Raw genomic sequence first — 16,999 nt, 5'->3', positions numbered from 1 at the left:
GCCGGCTTTTTGTTTTTCAGGTAAAATTCAGCCACTTTTGCACCGGAGTCTATCGATGAGCGACTTTGCCACTGCTGACTACGAACTGGACGTGCTGGGCCTGCGCTGCCCGGAGCCGGTGATGTTGGTACGCGGGAAGATCCGCAAAATGACCGAGGGTGAGACCCTGCTGGTACTGGCAGACGACCCAGCCACCACCCGCGACATTCCGTCTTTCTGCCGCTTTATGGACCACACCTTGGTGGCCCAGGAAACCGCTGCTCGCCCCTTCCGCTACCTTATTAAAAAGGGTTTGGCGCAACAGTAAGCACACACTTACATTTACCGCTCAGTATTCCCGCAAGATCGCTGCAAATCCGGCAGCAAAGCGCGTTATACTGGCGGCCTTACACTGATTTCTGGCAAGAACGCCGCTTTAGGCGCAAATACCATGCAAAACTACGATCTCAAGACATTTCAAGGGCTGATCCTGGCCTTGCAGGATTACTGGGCCCGTCAGGGTTGCGCTGTGGTGCAGCCATTGGATATGGAAGTAGGCGCCGGGACTTTTCACCCCATGACCTTTTTGCGCGCCGTCGGCCCGGAGCCGATTGCCAGCGCTTATGTGCAGCCTTCCCGACGCCCTACCGACGGCCGTTATGGCGAAAACCCCAATCGCCTGCAGCACTATTACCAATTCCAGGTCATGCTCAAGCCCAGCCCGGATAACATCCAGGAGCTTTATCTGGGCTCGTTGCAGGCGTTGGGTATTGATACCCAAGTGCATGATATCCGCTTCGTGGAAGACAACTGGGAATCCCCAACCTTAGGCGCCTGGGGGCTTGGCTGGGAAGTCTGGCTCAACGGCATGGAAGTCACGCAGTTCACCTACTTCCAGCAAGTGGGTGGCCTGGAGTGCAGCCCGGTAACCGGTGAGATCACTTATGGCCTTGAACGCTTGGCCATGTACATTCAGGGCGTCGACTCGGTGTACGACCTGGTTTGGACAGATGGCCCGCTGGGTAAAATCACCTACGGCGATGTGTTCCACCAGAATGAAGTGGAACAGTCCACCTACAATTTCGAGCACGCTAACGTTGATTTCCTGTTTCAGGTATTTGATGAGTGCGAACGCCAGTGCCAGGCATTGTTGGCACTTGAGAAGCCATTGCCGCTGCCGGCCTACGAGCAAGTCATGAAAGCTTCTCATGCCTTCAACCTGCTTGATGCCCGCCACGCCATCTCCGTGACCGAACGCCAGCGCTACATACTGCGGGTACGGGCCTTATCGAAAGGCTGTGCCGAGGCGTTTTATCAGGCCCGCGAAGCCTTGGGCTTTCCTATGTGCAAGGAGGCAAAATAATGGCTCAGAACCTGCTCGTTGAGATCGGCACCGAAGAGCTGCCACCCAAATCTTTGCGCACCCTGGCCGAGGCGTTTGCCAGCAACCTTGAAACCGAGCTGAGCAATGCCGCTCTGCCCTTTGCCAGTGTCAGCTGGCATGCTGCTCCGCGGCGCCTGGCACTGACGGTGAGCGCTCTTGGCGAATGCCAGCCAGATAAAGTGGTTGAAAAACGCGGCCCGGCGGTTAACGCCGCATTTGATGCCGACGGCAACCCCACCAAAGCGGCTCTGGGTTGGGCCCGCGGCTGTGGTATTGAGATAAGCCAAGCCGAACGGTTGGTAACCGACAAAGGCGAATGGCTGCTGCATAACGCCAAAGTCGAAGGCCAAACCGTGCAACAGTTGCTGCCCACCATGGTGGAGGCAGCCCTGAAAAAGCTACCGATCCCCAAACCCATGCGCTGGGGCAGCAAACGTACCCAGTTCATCCGCCCGGTGCACACCGTGACCCTGCTCTATGGCCAGGAACTCATTCCCGGCAAAGTGCTGGATGTAGACTCGGCCCGCACGGTTCGCGGCCACCGCTTCATGGGTGAGCCAACACTGACCCTGAATCACGCTGATGATTACCTCAACGAGCTGGAGAAAACCGGCAAGGTACTGGCCGATTATCAGCGCCGTAAGGCCATTATTGAAGCGGCTGTAACGGCGGAAGCAGCCGCCCTGGGCGGCCGCGCTGATCTCGAAGACAACTTGCTGGAAGAAGTTACGTCACTGGTGGAATGGCCAGAAGTGCTGGTAGCCAGCTTTGAGAATGACTTTCTCAATGTTCCGGCCGAAGCGCTGGTCTACACCATGAAGGGTGACCAAAAGTATTTCCCGGTCTATGGAAACGACGGCAAGCTACTGAATAAGTTTATTTTTGTAGCGAATATCATTTCTAAAGATCCTCAGCAAATCATTGCCGGTAACGAAAAGGTTGTTCGCCCACGTCTGGCGGATGCCGAATTTTTCTTTAATAGCGACCGCAAGCAAACACTGGAACAACGCCTCGATAGCCTGTCCAGCGTACTCTTCCAGAAACAGCTGGGCACTTTGCGCGACAAGGTGGAGCGGATCAGTGCCCTGGCAGGCTTTATTGCCGCCGAGCTGGGTGCCAATGTTGCTGAAGCGCAGCGAGCCGGCTTGCTTTGTAAGTGTGACTTGATGACCCAGATGGTCATGGAGTTCACCGATATTCAGGGCACCATGGGCATGCATTACGCACGTCTGGATGGCGAGCCTGAAGCCGTTGCACAGGCACTGCATGACCAGTACCTGCCCCGTTTTGCCGGTGATGAGCTGCCCAGCGCAGCGGTATCCTGTGCGGTGGCTCTGGCGGACAAGCTGGATACGCTGGTGGGCATTTTTGGTATTGGCCAGGCACCGAAGGGTGATAAAGATCCCTTTGCACTGCGCCGGGCTGCCCTTGGGGTACTGCGTATCATCAAGGAAAACGCCCTGAAGCTGGATCTGGCCGAGCTGGTTCGGGAAGCCAAGTCGCTGCTGGGAAGTAAAATTAGCAACACGCAAGTTGAAGATGATGTGCTGGACTTTATCCTTGGCCGTTTTAAGGCTTGGTATCAAGATCAGGGCTTTACCGCTGACGTCATCAACGCGGTGCTCATCCGTCGCCCCACTAGCCCTCTGGACTTTGACCAACGGGTCAACGCTGTATCTGCGTTCCGGAAGCTGGATGCTGCCGAGGCATTGGCTGCGGCCAACAAACGGGTGGGCAATATTCTTTCCAAGGTCGATGGCGAGCTGCCCTCTCAGGTAGATACGTCATTACTGGTAGAGCCCGCGGAGATTGCACTTTACAGCGAGCTTAGTCGTCTGGAAGAAGAACTTGCACCGTTATTTGCGGCCGGTGACTACAGTGCGGCCTTGACCACCCTGGCTGGCCTGCGGGAGGCCATTGACGCTTTCTTCGATAGCGTCATGGTAATGGCGGATGATAACGCTCTGAAGCAGAACCGACTGGCCTTGCTCAGTCAGCTACGCGCGCTGTTCCTGCAAGTCGCTGACATTTCCGTGCTCCAGTAAGGTCAGGTCATTAAGCGGTAAAAAGGCGCCTTATTGGCGCCTTTTTTGTTTCACGTGAAACACCTCTAATATCCGCCCATCAACTTGTTTCACGTGAAACCTGCAAATCAGAGAGCCTCGGTAGTGCCGAAAAAGCCCCTTTTTTCAAACAGGTGAAACTACCTGCTTGTACGGCAAAGGCGACCGCCCGCTCAATATCGGGCGCTTCGTTCAGTGCCTTGTCTGCAAGGACCCACAACAAAGCGCCAACAAAAGCGTCACCGGCGGCTGTGGTATCGACAGCGCTTATCGCCGGCACACTGACCTCGCCCTGCTGATCTTGGGTAAAAAAGCTCACGGCGGCAGCGCCATCGGTAACCACCAACAACTGACAACGGCCCGCCAGGCAACGCTGCCGATAAGCGGCAATAGTCTCGCCCTGACAACGGGCCAGCAAGGCCAGTTCATCGGCACTGAATTTCACTAGGTCGGCTTCGGTAATGCGCGCCGTTACCGCGGCGGCCATCGCTGCTTCTGTGGGCCAGAGACCAGGGCGCAGATTGACATCAAAGCTGATCCTACACCCCTGGCGCTTAGCTAAACTCAGCGCCTGATCGGTAGCGGCCGCCAAGCTGGGTGTATTCAATGTATTTGAGCAAAAGTGAAACCAGCTATCACCCTGGAAGTGTGACAATTGCCAGTGACTGGCCGGAAAACGCAAATCAGCAGTGTCATGGCGGTAGAACTGAAAAGATCGGTCACCGCTGCCATCATGGCTTATCAGCACCAATGCCGTGCTGGCTGTAACGTCACGAAAACAAGGGCTGGTATCAACACCATTGGCCGTAAAACTCTGCTCCAACAGTTGCCCCATGGCGTCAGACGCCAATCCGCCGGCAAATGCCGCTGCCCCACCCAGACGGGAAAAAGCCACAGCAACGTTCGCCGGAGCCCCACCAGGGCAGGCCTCAAAGGTAGTTGGCGACAGCGGCTGCATATCGATCAGCGCTTCACCAAAACTCATCATGCGTTTCATCATGCTTTCCATAAAAAAGGCCCATCAATGATGGGCCTGAACTTAGACAGGGGCAAACTATCAGAAACGATAGGCCAGGGTCATGGAAGTCGTGCGGCCATTAATGGCACGAGCGCGAATAATACCGTTAGCCGGTACACTGCCCTCTTCTGCCTCGGTCAGCCCAACAGCATTGAAGAGGTTATTGACGTTCAGAGACACCGACAGCTGGTCACTCAGATAATAGGTGGCAAAGCCATTCACCTGGGTATAAGCACCAAATTTGAGGTCATTAACGTCCTGAGCGTAGGCGCTGGTGGTACCAATCAGATTCACCCCGACAGAAGCGCTGTCCATGTCATAGGCCGCCGTCAGGTTATAGATAAACTTGGCCTGGCGGCGTGGGGTATGGCCAACCACTGACGGATCCAGCGCATCTTTGCTGATCTCGGCATTGGTATAGGTTAAGCCACCATGAAGGTTGAAGCTGCCATAGTGATAGGACGACTCCAGCTCAATACCTTTGGCTTTATATTGCCGGTCAAAAAACTTTTGCGTAGTGGCTTCGTAGTTTTGCTCCTGCGTCTTGGCATAAAAGCCGGTAGCAAACAGCGACAGATTGTCATGGCGCCATTTCACACCTAACTCGTACTGATCCACTTCGTCGACGGCATCCTGACGGGCCACGCTGCCATCAGCGCGTACTTTGCCGTAGAGCAAACGGTCGGCATTGGCACGGCCACCATGGCTGATACGCGCAAAGGTCGCCAGGTCGCTGCTGAACTGATAGTTAGCACCGGCAGAGTACGAGGTATAGTGCCAGCCGTAATTAACCGGGCCCGGATGGCTTAAATCAAGGGCTGCAACATTCTGCTCAGGAATGGAGATCTGGCCGTCACCATTAACGTCATAAGTCTCAGTGGTGGGATTGAAATAGTAGCCATCAGCATGGCCGGTATCGACCCGCACGCTGGCATCCAACGACAGATTACCCAGCTGGCTGGCAAACGCTGCATAAGGAGCGCTGATGTCGTACTGCACGTTGTAGTGGCGCTGCAGGTTACCCCAATAAGGTACACCATAGGCATATAAGCCATTATCGGAATAGGACGTTCCATTGGCACCCAGTACATTCAGCAGTGCCGCATTATCGCCTTTCAGTTCCATGACATAGGAATTCCACAGCCAGGACATGGCAATGTTCTGTGTGGCTTTGTAATAACCCATGGTCAATGAGCTGTTGCCCAGATCCTTGGTCAGCTTGAGGTCATTAACGTTAGAGCCGAGGTCATCAATATTGACATCAAAGCTGTGAATACGCAGCGCATACTGACCGTTATAATTCTGGCCTGCCTGGGGGCCATTAGCATATTGCAGGTAGGCGCCATTGCCACCAATGCTGGCCGCCAGAGCCGATGATGTAGCCACCTCAGCCGGGAACGGTGACATGAAAGTGCCACTGGCACTGGAATGGCGGAAGCGGTTTACCACGTTCCAGTTATTACCCAAATCGAAATTCGCTTCAAAGCCGATAGCGGCCATTTTCGGGTGCATGCCGTCACGCATGTCGCCAGTGCGTGGCTGGTTAGCTCCACCCAAGCCCGCAGTCGAAAGGAAATAGGCGGACTGCAAAGCATCTTTTTGCGAATTAAAGCCAGGCAGTGACTTACCGTTGGCTTGCATCGGCATCGGCAGATAGCCGATGGCTTTATCATCCAGATACTTCAGATAAAGTCGCACAAAACCTTTGTCGTATTCCTTGGTAAAGTTCGCCTTGATCTGACCGCCTTGATTGGCGTCATAGCCCGCTTTGCGAGGGCCCTCACCGGTTCGATAGAAACCGCCAATATGAAAGCGCATATCGTCACTGAGGCGGCCGCCGTAGTCGAAGTCAGTACGAAAGGTGTTGTAATCAAGCCCGAAGGTCGTGGCAATCGACCCCCCTTCATCTTCCCCGGTTTTACTGATGAAGTTAATAATGCCACCTGGCGAGTTACTGGCCGTTGTTGAAGCAGAACCACCCCGAATGGCTTCAATGCGCTTTACGTTAGCGTCAGCACGCAAAAAGATATCGGCGTTACCAAAGGAAATATCACCAAATTGCAGAACCGGCAGACCATCTTCTTCCAGCAGCAGGAACTTGGCGCCACCGGAGGCCACCGGCAAACCACGCACGGCAATATTGGCATTACCTTCACCACCGGTTGATTCACTGCGTATGCCGGGAATAGAACGGAAAATTTCTGCTGTTGAGCGCGGTGATGGTGCTTTTAAATCGGTTGGGGTCAGGGTGCTGACCGAAACACTGGAGTCCATCACCGTCTGATTACGAATAGCCGAGCCAGTAACAACGATTTGTTCGAAGTTCAGGCCACCATCCTGCTTTTTATTTTGTTGTGCGGCCGGTTTTTCCGCTTTCTTTTCAGCCGCATGAAGCTGCGGGGCCACGGCCAGGAAGACCAGGCTCAAGCCAAACGGGACTGCGATACCTTTTGCCATTATTTTCTCCTTACGCTGACTTATGTGCTCTCCCCCGCACAATCCGCCAGTCTTTATGTTGACGTTTACGTTAGCTTAAACGATTAAGTTGAAACCTATCAGAAAAAAGTGTTCATGCAAGTTATTTTTTAGTCAGCCGTGATCGACACCGGCCTCTATAGCCGCCAGTCGTGCATCGGCGGGGCGGACCAGCAAGTTGATGGCCATCAGCAACCACAGTGCTCCAGCAAAGCCGGTTGCCAGGTAGAAGCCGTAGCGAATATCACCCAGAGCATCACTGACCACACCCATTAATAGCGGCCCCAGGGCCGCCGCTGCGGCAGTGAAAAACAAGATGATGCCAGCTACGGCGCCATGATGGTGGCGCTCAAAGCAGCTGATACCTTTGGAATTGAGCGTGGGGTACATCATCGCCATAAATAGCCCTGATAGCGGTAACAGGAACACCGCCACGCTGACGCCCCCAATCATGGTTCCGAGATAGCAAAGAAAGATGGCCAGGCTGAAGCTGAACATCAGCACCGCCCAATGCACTCGCCGCACCAGCCAGCCACCCAGCAACCGGCCGGCCGCACGCAACACAAAAAAGACCGTCAACGCATAGGTTGCCAACCACACCAGGTGGCCGCGGTACTCCTTCAGCAGTGACGGCATCCACACATAAATGGCCACCTCTGTAGCCACATAAAAGGCAATGGCCAGTGAAAAGCCTAACGCATGGCGGTCTTTTAACAGTGCAAAGGTCTGGCCCAGGCTAGTGTGGCCGGCTTTTTTCGGCTGGAAAGCCGGGTAACCGGTGGCGTAAGCTAGCCAGCAAAGCCCCAGGCACAGCACACCGGCAATGGCATACAAATAATCCCAGGGCATACCGGCACTGAGTAAATAACTGACTATTGCCGGGCCAATAATGGCCCCTACCCCAAAAAAACCTTCGACCATGTTCATGGTAGAGGTATGTACTTTGCTGTTCGGGCTGATATCACCGATCAGCGCCAAAGCTCCGGTTTTAAAAATGCCGATAGCCAGCCCGGAGACAGTCAGTAACCCCAGAAAAGGCAAAAAGCTGTGTGTTGTCAGCACCAGGAAGCTACTCAGAGAAAACAGTGCCAGGCCAGTAATAACTGTTTTTTTGCGGCCCAGCCGGTCAGCCATGAAGCCAAGGCCAATACCACTTAAGGCAATGGCAATCATGGGCGCATAATGAATGGCCCCGGCAGCAGTCAGACTCAGGCCAAACTCTTTGGTGACCTGTGGGATCACCACCCCCACGGCATCTGTTGTCATGGCAAAAGCCATAAACATTAAGTAAGTCAGCCAGCGAATGTGGCGGTAGTGCTCAGAACCCGACATGAACTCCCCCTGCAACAGGCCTCAGTGTATCTGAAGCCAATGGCCCTTTTCGTAAAGGGCACTTGATTAACGTTGACGTTTGCTTGAACATAAGACTTAATCGTTTAAGTTGCAAGCTGTATAACCGAGTCGTCCATGAAGAATCAGGTACAACTTATTACCTATATTGACCGCCTGGCCGGTGCTGATGCCAAGGCTCTGTCAGCCATGCTGGCAGGCCCATTGTCAGGGCTGTTCGGTGGTGTTCACCTATTACCGTTTTTCTACCCCATTAACGGTAGCGATGCCGGCTTCGACCCCATTGACCATACCCGTGTCGATCCGCTGCTTGGCAGCTGGCAAGACATCAGCCAGCTGGGCGAGCAGCAACCGCTAATGGCTGATCTGATTGTCAATCATATGTCGGCAGACTCACCAGAGTTTCAGGATGTACTGGCCAAAGGAGAAGCCTCTCCTTACTGGGATCTGTTTTTAACCCGCGACAAAGTCTTCACAGATGCCGATGATCCGTCTATCCAGCGCATTTACCGCCCTCGGGATACCAGTTGCTTTACTCACTACACCCTGGCCGATGGCCGCGAGATCCCTTTTTGGACCACCTTTACCAGCAAACAAATTGATATCGACGTTAACAGCGAAGCAGGCCAAGCATACCTGAGCCGCATCCTCGACACCTTTGCCGACAATGGCATCACCATGATCCGCCTGGATGCGGCAGGTTACGCCATCAAAAAAGCCGGTAGCCGCTGCTTTATGCTGGATGAAACCTATGAGTTCATTAACCAGCTAGCCGGCCAGGCTCGTCAGCGCGGTATTGATACGCTGGTGGAGATCCACTCCCACCATCAAACCCAGGTCGACATCGCCAAAAGAGTTGACCGGGTATACGATTTCGCCCTGCCGCCACTGGTGCTGCATGCCCTGTTCAGCGCTGATGTGGTGCCGCTCTTGCGCTGGCTGGACATGGCCCCACGTAACTGTGTGACCGTGCTGGATACCCATGACGGCATAGGCATCATTGACGTTGGTCCCATGGAAGGTAAACCCGGCTTGCTCAATGACGCACAGATAGATCAGTTGGTGGAACAGATCCACCATAACTCCGGTGGCCAGAGTCGTCAGGCCACCGGTGCAGCGGCCAGTAATGTTGACCTCTACCAGGTGAACTGCACTTACTATGACGCCCTTGGCGGCGACGACGGCGCTTATCTTATTGCACGGGCCATACAGTTCTTTTGCCCCGGCGTGCCACAGGTTTATTACGGCGGTTTGTTGACCGAACGAAATGACATGGCACTGCTGGCCAAGACCCAGGTAGGCCGTGACATTAACCGCCCTTACCTGACAGAGGATAAGGTTGATGCGGCGCTTGAACGACCCGTGGTAGCGCAGTTATGCGAGCTGATCCGGCTACGCAATACTCACCCGGCTTTTAATGGTCACTTTAGTATGCAAGGTGAAGGCGGTAAGTTAGTGCTCACTTGGGAAAAGGATGAACAACAGATCCAGCTCAGTGTCGAGCTGCCCAGCCGCCGGGCAATCATTCGCGCCAGCGGCCAGCCTGACTGGTTAATCGCTTAAGCGCTGTCACCCCGCCAGAGCTCATAAGGCAGGATCTGGCTGACAGGTTCATCGCTCAGCAACATGGCCGCCGCCTGGCGGCCTTTTTGTTCACTGTATTGATGCACCGTCGTCAAAGTCGGGTGAAAACGCTGCGCCTCAGCAATACCGTCAAACCCCACCACCCGCAGGTCCTCAGGAATACGCAGGCCCATCTTCAGTGCCACCGTCATCGCCGACAAGGCAATGACGTCACTCATACACAACAACACGGTTGGCCGGGGTTGCTGGCTTAACGCCTGCGCCGCCGCCTCGGCGGCAAATTGATGATTACTTTCCGGCAGGTTCCATAGCTGTACGGGCTGGCTAATCACCACTTCTTCGATAGCCTGCTGATAGCCTTTCAAACGCTGATAAGAGATGCCGCTGTCGCTATCCAGTAACGCCGGCTGCGCCACCGGTGCCGCTTCTGTGGCGCCAGAGAGCAGCCGTAAACCGAGAACGGCCACTACATCATCCGGCCCTTGTAGCGCCAGCCGGGCAATTTCATAAGCGCCCTGCCGGTTTTCAATATTCACTGACGGCGCATCGGCAAGAGTAAAATCCGCGACCACCACCTTTTTGCTGACCTGAGCCAGGGCAGCAACCAATCGCGGATTACGCGGCGTACCGTAGCAGATGAAGCCATCGACAAAATCCACCACCTCATTGAGGTCGTCCTGACTGCCCGATACCAGCAGCAGGCTTTTGCCGTTATCTTCCAGCACCGATGAGGCACCGCTGACAAACTGGCTGGCAACCGGATCGGACACCATATAACGAATGGAGTCAGACAGTACCAGGGCTACAATGCCGGACTGGCCCCGGCGCAACGAACGGGCCGCTTTATTGGGGCCAAAGTAGCCCAATTCCTGACACGCCTTGAGGATCGCTTCGCGGCGCTGTCGCGACAGCTGATCTGGGCGATTAAAGGCATTGGAAATGGTAGCAGTGGACACCCCCAGCTTCTGGGCGATGCTTTTCAAGGTCCAGCGGGTTTGTGTCATCTATGGCAACCGGCTCTGGGGCGAGGCATTAACCTACCACAGCCCCTGGGCGATGTAGAAAATGAAAAAAGCCGGCGTTGCGCCGGCTTTTTATCAAACGTCCAGGTTAGCAACCTTCAAGGCGTTGGTCTCAATGAAGTCGCGGCGCGGCTCCACATTATCGCCCATCAAGGTGGTAAACAGCTGGTCGGCGGCAACAGCGTCTTCGATGGTTACCCGCAACATACGCCGGGCTTCCGGATCCATGGTAGTTTCCCACAGCTGCTCCGGGTTCATCTCACCCAGACCTTTGTAACGCTGCACATAAAGGCCTCGCTTACTTTCGCTCATCAGCCAGTTCAGCGCCTGCTCAAAGGTTTTCGCCGGATATTTACGCTCACCGCGCTGTACGTAGCCATCTTCCTCGATGAGATTGTGGATGGCTTCACCCAGCGCCACCAGTTTGGCGTATTCATTGGAAGCAAAGAAATCCGGGCCAAAGCGGTACTCGTGGTCAACACCGTGAGTACGAATAGTAAAGCGCGGAACCCATAAGCGCCGTTCAGTGTCTTCCACCAAGTCAGCCAGGTAAGTAGAGCCTGACAGCTCCTTGCCATTAAGGATGCTCACCAGTCCTGCCAGCCACTGCTCAGCTTTGGCCTTGTCCTTGAGGTCATCGGCTTGCAGCGCCGCGTGGTAAATCAGCTCACGGGTGACTGCGGCCGGGTATTTACGCGACAGCCGTTCGATCAGCTTCTCGGCATCACGGAACTGGTTAACCAGGCTTTCCAGTGCCAAACCGGCAATGGCCGGTGCCTCGGCATTGACATGCAGCTCGGCATTTTCCAGAGCAATGCTAGTCAGGTACTGGGTCATGGCCGGGTCGTCTTTGATGTACTGTTCCTGCTTACCCTTTTTCACCTTGTACAGTGGCGGCTGGGCAATGTAGACATAACCACGTTCGATAAGCTCCGGCATTTGCCGGTAGAAGAAGGTCAGCAACAGGGTGCGGATGTGCGAACCGTCGACGTCGGCATCGGTCATGATGATGATGCTGTGGTAACGCAGTTTGTCCGGGTTGTATTCGTCACGGCCAATACCACAGCCCAGAGCGGTGATCAGCGTCGCGACTTCCTGCGACGACAGCATCTTGTCAAAACGGGCCTTTTCGACGTTAAGGATTTTACCCTTGAGGGGCAAAATTGCCTGATTCTTCCGGTTGCGGCCCTGTTTGGCAGAGCCGCCGGCGGAGTCACCCTCCACAATGTACAGTTCGGACAGCGCCGGATCTTTTTCCTGGCAGTCAGCCAGCTTGCCGGGCAGGCCAGCCAAATCCAGTGCCCCTTTACGGCGTGTCATTTCCCGGGCTTTACGGGCCGCTTCCCGGGCTCGGGCAGCGTCGATGATTTTGGTAACCACGGTTTTGGCATCGTTGGGGTTTTCCAGCAGATACTCCTGGAATTTTTCGTGCATCGCCGATTCCACGGCCGATTTCACTTCTGACGACACCAGTTTGTCTTTGGTCTGGGAGCTGAATTTCGGGTCCGGTACTTTCACCGAGATCACCGCGGTCAGGCCTTCACGGGAGTCATCACCGGTGGTGCTGACCTTGGCCTTTTTAGCGTGCCCTTCGGCTTCCAGGTAGCTGTTCATGGTACGGGTCAGCGCCGAGCGGAAACCGGCCAGGTGCGTTCCCCCATCCCGCTGCGGAATATTGTTGGTAAAGCAGTAAATGTTCTCCTGGAAGGAGTCGTTCCACTGCATCGCCACTTCCACACTGATACCGTCTTCACGCTCCAGGGTGAAGTGAAACACTTTTGGGTGAATGGGCGTTTTATTGCGGTTCAGGTAGTCCACAAAGGCCTGAATACCACCCTCATACTTGAAGTGGTCACTACGGTCGTCACGTTCATCGACCAAACGGATAGATACCCCGGAGTTCAGGAACGACAGCTCCCGCAGCCGTTTGGCCAGGATGTCGTAATGGAACAGAGTATCGGAAAAGATTTCGCTGCTCGGCCAGAAGCGGATTTCGGTACCGCTACTTTCAGCATCACCGATAACGGCCAGCGGCGCCTGCGGCTCACCGAGGCTATAGATCTGCTGGTGCACCTGGCCTTTGCGGCGAATGGTCAGCTCCAGCTTGTTGGAGAGCGCGTTAACCACCGACACCCCTACCCCGTGCAAACCACCGGAGACTTTATAGGAGTTGTCATCAAACTTACCGCCAGCGTGCAGTACCGTCATGATAACTTCGGCAGCACTGCGGCCTTCTTCCGGGTGCAGGTCGGTCGGAATACCACGGCCATTATCGCGCACCGAGACGGAGCCATCAGCGTGAATGGTGACCAAAATGTCACTACAGTAGCCGGCCAGGGCTTCATCGATAGAGTTATCCACCACCTCAAACACCATGTGGTGCAAGCCGGAACCGTCATCCGTGTCGCCAATGTACATACCTGGGCGTTTACGTACCGCATCCAGCCCTTTAAGGACCTTGATACTCGAGGAATCGTACTCGTTCGCCATTATCCGTCTCTCTTGTTGTCGTTGCTGGGGCCAACCAGCTGACCACGTTCCACGTGGAACAGCCGAACATCACTCAGTGGCGCCACCATGTCATCTACTTTGTCGGCATCAATTGCCGTAACAAAGACCTGCGCCTGGGTGTCGGCCAGGGCGGCCGTGAGCGCCAGACGCTTGTCGCTGTCGAGCTCAGCCGGCAAATCATCAATCAAGAAGGTGATCTGCCGTTGCTGCCGGTCTTTAAGCAGCGCGGCCTGTGCCAGTTTCAGAGCACAAACCAGTAATTTCAGTTCGCCACGGGAAAACAGCTCCTGCACCGGCGTACCATCGGCCTTAATGCGCAGGTCCGCCTTGTGCGGCCCGGCCTGGGTAAACCCTAGCGCCAGATCCCGTTCAAACTGGCCCGCCAGCACCTCATTGAGTGGCAGGTTGCTGTCCCAGCCGGCGCTGAACTCCAGCGCCACCTGATAACGCGGTAACAGCCGCTCCAGCATCGGTGCCAGTGCCGGCAGCAGGTCATTGACGTATTGCTGACGCAATACCGTTAACTGCTGGGCGAAGCGTGCCAGTTCAGCATCCCAGTAGGACAGTTCATCATACCTTTTTGGGCGCCGTTTGAGCAGGGCATTTCGCTGTTTCAATAGCCTTTTTACCCGCGACCAGCAGGCAAAAAACTGGTTATCGACATGAAATACGCCCCAGTCCACAAACTGGCGTCGATTGGCTGGGCCGCCGGTTAACAATTCAAAACTTTCCGGGGTGATCAGCTGCAACGGCAACACTTCGGCAAAACGGGATAATCGTTCCGGGGTAGCGCCGTCCAGGCGCAGGCTGATATTGCCGCCCCGGTCACGCTGCATGCCTAGCTGGTGCTGCTGCTGGCCTTCTTGCTGGCGGGCAAACAATACAAAATCACTGTCGCCGTCACGAATAGCCCGCCCCGGTTGATTAGTACGAAAAGATCGGCCCAGGCCGAGAAAATGCAGAGCCTCAAGGATAGCGGTTTTACCGCTGCCGTTAGGGCCGATAATACAGTTAAAGCCCGGGCCGGGCTCTAACTGCAGTTGCGTGATATTGCGAAAGCGGCTTATCGCCAGCTGGGTAACGCTCAAACAAGCCTCATCATAACCGCATTGGCATGACGACGTACTGAGCCTCATCGGTGGCTGCATCTTCGATCAGCGCACTGGAGTTGGCATCGCCCAGGTTCAGCCGTACCGTATCGCACTTCAGGGTATTCAGAACATCTAGCAAGTAACTGACATTAAAACCAATTTCCATCGCCGCACCCTGATAGTTCACTTCCAGCTGTTCTTCCGCTTCTTCCTGTTCAGGGTTATTTGCGGTGATTTTCAGTTCATTGCCATTGAGGTTCAGGCGTACTCCGCGGAATTTTTCATTCGACAGGATAGACGCCCGTGAAAACGCCTGACGCAGCACTTCACGGTCTGCTTCCAGTTTGTTTTCAGCGCTGCGCGGCAGCACCCGGCGATAGTCAGGAAAACGGCCATCCACCAACTTGGAGGTGAATGTGAAGTCATCCGTGATGGCGCGAATATGGTTGCTGCCGATCTGTACCTTGACCAGGCCGTCGTCATGGTTAAGTAGCCGTACCAGCTCCAAAACCCCTTTACGCGGCACAATGACCTGATGCTCCGGCAAGCTGGCGCCGTCAATCTGCTGCGTTGCCAGGGCCAGGCGGTGGCCGTCAGTGGCAACCGAGCGCAATCGATCACCCTCGGTTTCAAATAACATACCGTTGAGGTAGTAACGCACGTCCTGGTTGGCCATGGAAAAGTGCGTCGCATCAATAAGCTTGCGCAGTGCACTCTGGGCAGTGACAAACTCGATGTCACTTTGCCAGGCATCAATATTGGGGTAATCGTCGGCAGCCAGCGTTGACAGCGAAAAACGGCTGCGGCCAGAACGCACCGTTAACCGTTCAGCGTCCACATCCACTTGAATGTCAGCGTTATCAGGCAGGCCCCGAACAATATCAACCAGCTTTTTCGCCGGCACCGTGATACGGCCATTCTGACTGGCATCCAGCAGTGTCAGCTGACCAATCAGCTCCACTTCCAAATCGGTGCCGGTCAGCGACAGCACACCGTCACTGACTTCTATCAGCATGTTGCCCAAAATAGGCAGGTTGCTGCGGCGCTCTACGGCACCAGCCACCTGCTGCAATGGCCGAAGAAGTTGTTCCCTGTTAATGACAAATTTCATGCGCGTCTTCCGCTTATCAGGACGACAAGGTCCGGATCAGGTTGGCGTAGTCTTCTTTTATATCGTGAGAGCTCTCGCGAAGCTCCTGAATTTTTCGACAGGCGTGCAGCACCGTGGTGTGATCACGGCCACCAAAAGCATCACCGATTTCCGGCAGACTGTGATTGGTCAGCTCCTTGGCCAGCGCCATTGCCAGCTGTCGCGGCCGGGCAACGGAACGGGAGCGCCGCTTGGACAACAGATCCGCCACTTTGATCTTGTAATACTCTGCAACGGTTTTTTGTATGTTGTCGATGGTGACCAGCTTTTCCTGCAACGCCAGCAAATCTCGCAACGCCTCGCGAACAAAATCGATGGTAATGGCACGGCCGGTAAAATTGGCATTGGCTATTACCCGGTTCAATGCCCCTTCCAGCTCGCGGACATTGGAGCGCAGCCGCTTGGCAATGAAAAAGGCTACCTCGTCTGACAGCTGAATACCGTGTTCTTCGGCTTTGCGCATCAAAATGGCGACTCGGGTTTCCAGTTCCGGCGGCTCAATAGCGACCGTCAGGCCCCAGCCAAAGCGGGATTTAAGCCGGTCTTCAACACCGTCAATTTCTTTGGGATAACGGTCAGAGGTCAGGATGATCTGCTGATTGCCTTCCAGCAGTGCATTGAAGGTATGAAAAAACTCTTCCTGGGAGCGCTCTTTGTTGGCAAAGAACTGGATGTCATCAATCAGCAGCGCATCAACGCTGCGGTAATAGCGTTTGAATTCTTCGATGGCATTATTTTGCAGCGCCCGCACCATGTCCTGAACAAAGCGCTCAGAATGCATGTACACCACTTTCGCACCCGGTTTATTGGCCAAAATGGCATTGCCCACCGAATACAACAGGTGGGTTTTACCCAGGCCGGTACCACCATAGAGAAACAACGGGTTGTATGCCTTGCCAGGATTATCAGCCACCTGACCGGCAGCAGCCCTGGCCAACTGGTTGGATTTACCTTCAACAAAGTTGTCAAAGGTGTAGACCGGGTTGATGTTGGAGCGGTACTGGACGTTGGTATCGTTTTGCCGCGCCGGTTGCTGCCAGCTCGGCACCACCTTTGGCTTGGCCGGTTCACTGGCCGGGCGGCTGGGAGCCGTGGCTGGCGCACTGGTAACAGCACTGTCGGTATTTTTCTTTGAACCAACCTCAAAAAACAGCGATGGCGCTTCGCTGCCGCACAGCTCGCCCAGCAGCTCGTTGATACGGGTCATGTATTTGTCCCGGACCCAGTCCAGTACAAAACGGTTGGGGGCAAACAGAGTTAGCGCCCGGTCTCCCAACTCCACCTGCAGGGGGCGTATCCACATGCTGAACTGCTGCGTTGGCAGTTCATCTTGCAGCCTGTCCAGGCATTGTTGCCAAAGCGACGCTCCCAC

At 54.9% G+C, this 16,999-nt stretch carries 12 protein-coding genes; 4 read left to right on the top strand and 8 right to left on the bottom strand.

The genetic code is table 11. The features are described from left to right. Window positions 1-55 precede the first annotated feature (55 nt). From tusA to glyS, 3 genes are all read left to right on the top strand, one after another. Window positions 56-307, top strand: a complete 252-nt coding sequence (gene tusA, locus WDB70_RS00060; RefSeq protein WP_406665387.1) for a sulfurtransferase TusA — start codon at window positions 56-58, stop codon at window positions 305-307. A 123-nt stretch (window positions 308-430) separates the two neighbouring features. Beyond that, window positions 431-1,342 carry a glycine--tRNA ligase subunit alpha gene (gene glyQ / locus WDB70_RS00055; protein ID WP_406665385.1) on the top strand — a complete coding sequence of 304 codons (912 nt, stop codon included), beginning with the start codon at window positions 431-433 and terminating at the stop codon, window positions 1,340-1,342. Beyond that, on the top strand, window positions 1,339-3,408 hold the full coding sequence (gene glyS, locus WDB70_RS00050; protein WP_406668120.1) for a glycine--tRNA ligase subunit beta: 2,070 nt from the start codon (window positions 1,339-1,341) through the stop codon (window positions 3,406-3,408). The genes glyQ and glyS overlap by 4 nt, the downstream gene beginning before the upstream one ends. A 79-nt stretch (window positions 3,409-3,487) precedes the next feature. Here glyS and WDB70_RS00045 read toward each other — a convergent pair whose 3' ends face one another. The 3 genes from WDB70_RS00045 to WDB70_RS00035 all read right to left on the bottom strand — a co-directional run bounded on the left by WDB70_RS00045 (window position 3,488) and on the right by WDB70_RS00035 (window position 8,251). Further along, window positions 3,488-4,426, bottom strand: a complete 939-nt coding sequence (locus WDB70_RS00045) for a carbohydrate kinase family protein (protein ID WP_406665383.1) — start codon at window positions 4,424-4,426, stop codon at window positions 3,488-3,490. A 57-nt stretch (window positions 4,427-4,483) separates the two neighbouring features. Beyond that, entirely contained in the window at window positions 4,484-6,901 is a 2,418-nt protein-coding gene (locus tag WDB70_RS00040; RefSeq protein WP_406665381.1) for a TonB-dependent receptor domain-containing protein, read from the bottom strand. A gap of 132 nt (window positions 6,902-7,033) precedes the next feature. Then, window positions 7,034-8,251: an MFS transporter gene (locus WDB70_RS00035; RefSeq protein ID WP_406665379.1), complete on the bottom strand. Its 1,218-nt coding sequence runs from the start codon at window positions 8,249-8,251 to the stop codon at window positions 7,034-7,036. 135 nt (window positions 8,252-8,386) lie between these two features. Between WDB70_RS00035 and gtfA the strand changes: the two genes are divergently transcribed. Then, entirely contained in the window at window positions 8,387-9,832 is a 1,446-nt protein-coding gene (gene gtfA / locus WDB70_RS00030) for a sucrose phosphorylase (protein WP_406665377.1), read from the top strand. Here gtfA and WDB70_RS00025 read toward each other — a convergent pair. From WDB70_RS00025 to dnaA, 5 genes are all read right to left on the bottom strand, one after another. After that, window positions 9,829-10,857, bottom strand: a complete 1,029-nt coding sequence (locus WDB70_RS00025; RefSeq protein WP_406665374.1) for a LacI family DNA-binding transcriptional regulator — start codon at window positions 10,855-10,857, stop codon at window positions 9,829-9,831. The genes gtfA and WDB70_RS00025 overlap by 4 nt on opposite strands. A 93-nt stretch (window positions 10,858-10,950) precedes the next feature. Continuing rightward, the gene (gyrB, locus tag WDB70_RS00020) at window positions 10,951-13,365 is read right to left on the bottom strand and encodes a DNA topoisomerase (ATP-hydrolyzing) subunit B (protein WP_406665372.1); all 2,415 of its coding nucleotides are present in this window, start codon (window positions 13,363-13,365) and stop codon (window positions 10,951-10,953) included. After that, window positions 13,365-14,474, bottom strand: a complete 1,110-nt coding sequence (gene recF, locus WDB70_RS00015) for a DNA replication/repair protein RecF (RefSeq protein WP_406665370.1) — start codon at window positions 14,472-14,474, stop codon at window positions 13,365-13,367. Before recF ends, gyrB begins: the two co-directional genes overlap by 1 nt. Window positions 14,475-14,484: 10 nt before the next feature. Continuing rightward, window positions 14,485-15,588, bottom strand: a complete 1,104-nt coding sequence (gene dnaN, locus WDB70_RS00010) for a DNA polymerase III subunit beta (RefSeq protein WP_406665368.1) — start codon at window positions 15,586-15,588, stop codon at window positions 14,485-14,487. 16 nt (window positions 15,589-15,604) lie between these two features. Beyond that, window positions 15,605-16,999 carry a chromosomal replication initiator protein DnaA gene (gene dnaA, locus WDB70_RS00005; protein WP_406665366.1) on the bottom strand — a complete coding sequence of 465 codons (1,395 nt, stop codon included), beginning with the start codon at window positions 16,997-16,999 and terminating at the stop codon, window positions 15,605-15,607.

The sequence above is a fragment of the Gallaecimonas aegicerasi genome (assembly GCF_045291545.1).
Taxonomy (GTDB): domain Bacteria; phylum Pseudomonadota; class Gammaproteobacteria; order Enterobacterales; family Gallaecimonadaceae; genus Gallaecimonas.
The sequence above is the reverse complement of the archived record's forward strand: the minus strand, read 5'-3'. Positions and strand labels throughout refer to the sequence as shown.